Raw genomic sequence first — 3,196 nt, 5'->3', positions numbered from 1 at the left:
CTAATAATGAGATCGCGCCGGCGGTCTGCTCTTCGGCTGAGCCACAAGTTCCGCTAGTGGCGCGGTCCAGAACGCGGCCCGGCCTGCTCCGGCGCCCAGCGCCCGCCGGCGCGGGCCGTGGCGGCGTCCTGCGCAGCCTTGGCGCGCCATCGGGCGTGGGTCTTTCGCTGATCCGGGTGCGGTCCGGTCGCCCGCCGTGCTGCATCAGCGACTGCTGGTTCTTCACGGTCTGGCGCGTCTGGATGTTGGGGTAGACCGGCGACGCCAGTACGGCCAGGCAGTTGACCAGGGCGCCAATGCTCACCAGGTCCGTAAGAGTCACGCGTCAGCCCCTGCGGCGTCAGGCTATCCGGCGTCAGGCCCCAGCCGACACCTTCGGCCCGCGCCGGCGCGCGCGCAACACCGCGCCCAAGCCGCCGAAACCCAGGAGCATCATGGCCCATGTCGCAGGTTCCGGAATGGCGATGGCCGTCAAGGTGCTGTCGTAGAAAGCGTGGTAGGTGACGCCGGACGTCAGATCGAGGTCCGTGCCCGTGCCGCTATAGCGCGCCGTCGACAACGGCCCCCCATCGTAAGACGAGGAATACGCGTCGCCGGAAAAGAGATCCGCAAAGTCGGCGCTGCCGGGAGGGTAGACAGACCCTCCGTTGCCGGTCCCGAAGACGCCGAAATTGTAGCAGCAGGTCACGTCCAAGAAGTTCCCGAAAAAGACCTCGGTCAATCCAAGGGAGTCGTTCATAATCGGGAAGTAGACTAGGCCGCCGCCATCAGCGCTGAATGTCGGACGAGCCCCCTCAGACGTATCGAAATCGAAGGTCTCCGTCACGGCGGGGCCCAGCCCGATGCTGCGCGCAGACCAGTCGATGGTGACGAAATACTGGGCGGCGTGTGCGCCTCCCGCCGCCAGGACGAACGCGCCCGCCGCCACGACAGCGATGCCTCGAATACGCATTCGACTCCTCCAGCCGCCCTAGGTCATGCCCTGGCGATACGCGAAACCGGAGGGACCCTAAGGTCGCGACGGCCCAAGGCCCTAGGATGACATTTTTCTACGTCGCCGGCGCCGCCTGGATCTGCAGCGCCAACAGCCGCAGGGCCTGCAGTGAGAAGGCGTAATGGCGCTCCAGGTCCTGTGACAGTTCCGGCGCAAACTGGATCCGCCGCGGGGTGAGCCAGGCGATCAGGCCCGCCACCGCGGCTTCGTGCAGCACCCTGTTCACGTGCGGTCTCGATACGCCCGCAGCGCGCGCGATCTCCGAGCGATCCACCTGGGCCGTCTCAAGGAGACGCTCGCGCCCCGGCGGCTGCTGAAGGAGCAGATATTGCAGGATCCGGAACGCGCCGTCGCGCGTGAGGAAGAAACCGACCGGCACCTCGGGGTTCTTGAACAGGTCCCCGCGGGCCTGGGCCAGCAACCCCATGAACCGCAGCCCCGCGTCGAACGCGGGGATTTCCGAAACCCGGTCGGCCGCCGCGGCGGTCCGCGGCGCGACGACCGCGAGCGCGGTGAGGTCGCTGCGCATGCGATCGAGGAAGTAGCGGCGGAACCCCTCGTGGACGACGAGCCGCCGCTGGGTCCACGCCATCTCGCCCGCCGGCAAGCCGAGGAAGCCGGCCCGAAGGGCGTAGTCGACGAACGCCAGCACGCGGCCGCGGCTGCAGGTCCCGTTCGCCTTGGCGGCGGCGGCCAGGGCGGACACGGTCAGGCCTTCGGGCTCCGCGGCCAGGATCAGCGCCGCGAGGTGCAGCGAGAAGCGGCCCAGGTCCTTGGTGAGCCAGCGTGTCGCCGGGTCCTGGCGCGCAAAATGCGAGATCGCCGCGCGGGCCGCCGTCTCGCAAGCCTCGCGGAAGCGCGGGTCGCTGCGCAAGGCCTCGAAGGCGGCCGGGGAAAGCGGCGGCAGCGCCTCCCAATCCTCAAAACCACGCTCACCCAACGCGCACTGCCTCGATGCCACTCGACTGTGCCGATGAGCTCCCGGGCGGACGGAGTCAAAGACAATCGGCGGGAAGGGACGGGCCTATGGGTCAAAGGCGGACGCTCGTCTGACGACAGGTTGAAGGTCCGCCTTCGGGGCGTAAACCAAGGTCTCCTGCTGGCGCGGCGCTGACGCGCTGCGGGATGTGACCGTAGTGAGTTGGCGAGCCCCCCGGCGCCTAGTTCTGCTCTGCATATAGCTTGATCAGCCGGTACATCAGCTCGCGGCCGTCCATCACCGACTGCACGGCGATGTGCTCATTGAGGCCGTGGATGTTGCCGGCGTCGTCGCCGCGAAACAGGCCGGAGAAGCCGTAGACCGGGACGCCCACGGCGGTCAGCCGGCCGGCGTCGGTGCCGAAGGTCTCCTGCATGGGCGTCACCGGAACGCCCGGGAAAACAGTGTTGGAGGCGTTTTGGATCGGGCCCAGCACCTCTGGTGACAAGGGTGGGGCCGGCGGCCTGACGATCCCGGGGACGGCCTGACTTAGGGAGATTTGCGGATTGTCCACGGCCTTCAGGATCGCGGCTTGGACGGCCGCCAGGGGAGAGCCCGGCAGCGTGCGGCAGTTGATGGTCGCCTTGGCCCGCTGAGGTTGGGCGTTCAGCGCGTGGCCCCCTTCGACCAGAGTCGGGATGCAGGTGGTGCGCAGCATGGCGCGGTAGCTGACGGAGCGGTTGAGGACCGCATTGGCTTGAGGGTCCTGCGGGTCGACGAGGATCCGGCGCATGGCGGCGCCGACCTCCGGTGAGACACGGGGCGCCAGGGCGGTGAAATAGCGCCGGCTGTTGTCATTGAGCTCAGTGGGGAAGGACAGGGACTTCAGGTTGGCCAGCGCCTGACCAAGGGCGATGATGATGTTGTCATCGCGCGGCTTGGAGGAATGGCCCCCGGGGCCGGTGATCTCCAGGGTCCAGGCGCTGAAGGTCTTCTCGTCCGCCATCACGGTGACGGCCAGCCGGTGGCCTTGCGCGTCGAGATCTCCGCCGCCGCCCTCTGTGAGGCCGATCTCCGCGTCGATCAGCTCGCGTTGGGTCTGGGCCAGCCAGCTGGCGCCGTTGACGAAGCCGCCGCCTTCCTCGCCGCAGGTGAGCGCCAGCTTGATCGTCCTGCGCGGGCGCAGGCCCTCGGCGTTGTACCGTACCATGTTGTCGGCCCAGATCGCGTCCTGGCTCTTCATGTCCGAGACACCGCGGCCGTAGAACTGACCGTTCTCCTCG

Annotated in this window: 4 protein-coding genes; all 4 read right to left on the bottom strand. The window is 68.1% G+C overall.

Annotated features, from left to right (window positions below; translation table 11 throughout):
• Nucleotides 1-322, bottom strand: a 322-nt coding sequence (locus tag E8A12_RS04495; RefSeq protein ID WP_293366569.1) for a hypothetical protein, incomplete at its 3' end; no start/stop codon positions are given.
• 33 nt (nt 323-355) lie between these two features.
• Nucleotides 356-952, bottom strand: a complete 597-nt coding sequence (locus tag E8A12_RS04490) for a PEPxxWA-CTERM sorting domain-containing protein (RefSeq protein ID WP_293366567.1) — start codon at nt 950-952, stop codon at nt 356-358.
• A gap of 97 nt (nt 953-1,049) precedes the next feature.
• Nucleotides 1,050-1,934, bottom strand: coding sequence for a helix-turn-helix domain-containing protein (locus tag E8A12_RS04485; RefSeq protein WP_293366565.1), 885 nt, complete (start codon nt 1,932-1,934; stop codon nt 1,050-1,052).
• Nucleotides 1,935-2,154: 220 nt separating this feature from the next.
• A partial coding sequence (locus E8A12_RS04480) for a M20/M25/M40 family metallo-hydrolase (RefSeq protein ID WP_293366563.1) occupies nt 2,155-3,196 on the bottom strand: 1,042 nt, incomplete at its 5' end.

Source organism: Phenylobacterium sp., assembly GCF_004799395.1.
Taxonomy (GTDB): Bacteria; Pseudomonadota; Alphaproteobacteria; order Caulobacterales; family Caulobacteraceae; genus Phenylobacterium.
Note: the sequence above shows the minus strand (reverse complement) of the source record. Positions and strands in the feature narration are given on the sequence as shown.

What these genes read in the sequence shown, in the direction of transcription:
- E8A12_RS04490 (WP_293366567.1), bottom strand. Translation starts at nt 952, where the DNA reads ATGCGTATTCGAGGCATCGCTGTCGTGGCGGCGGGCGCGTTCGTCCTG.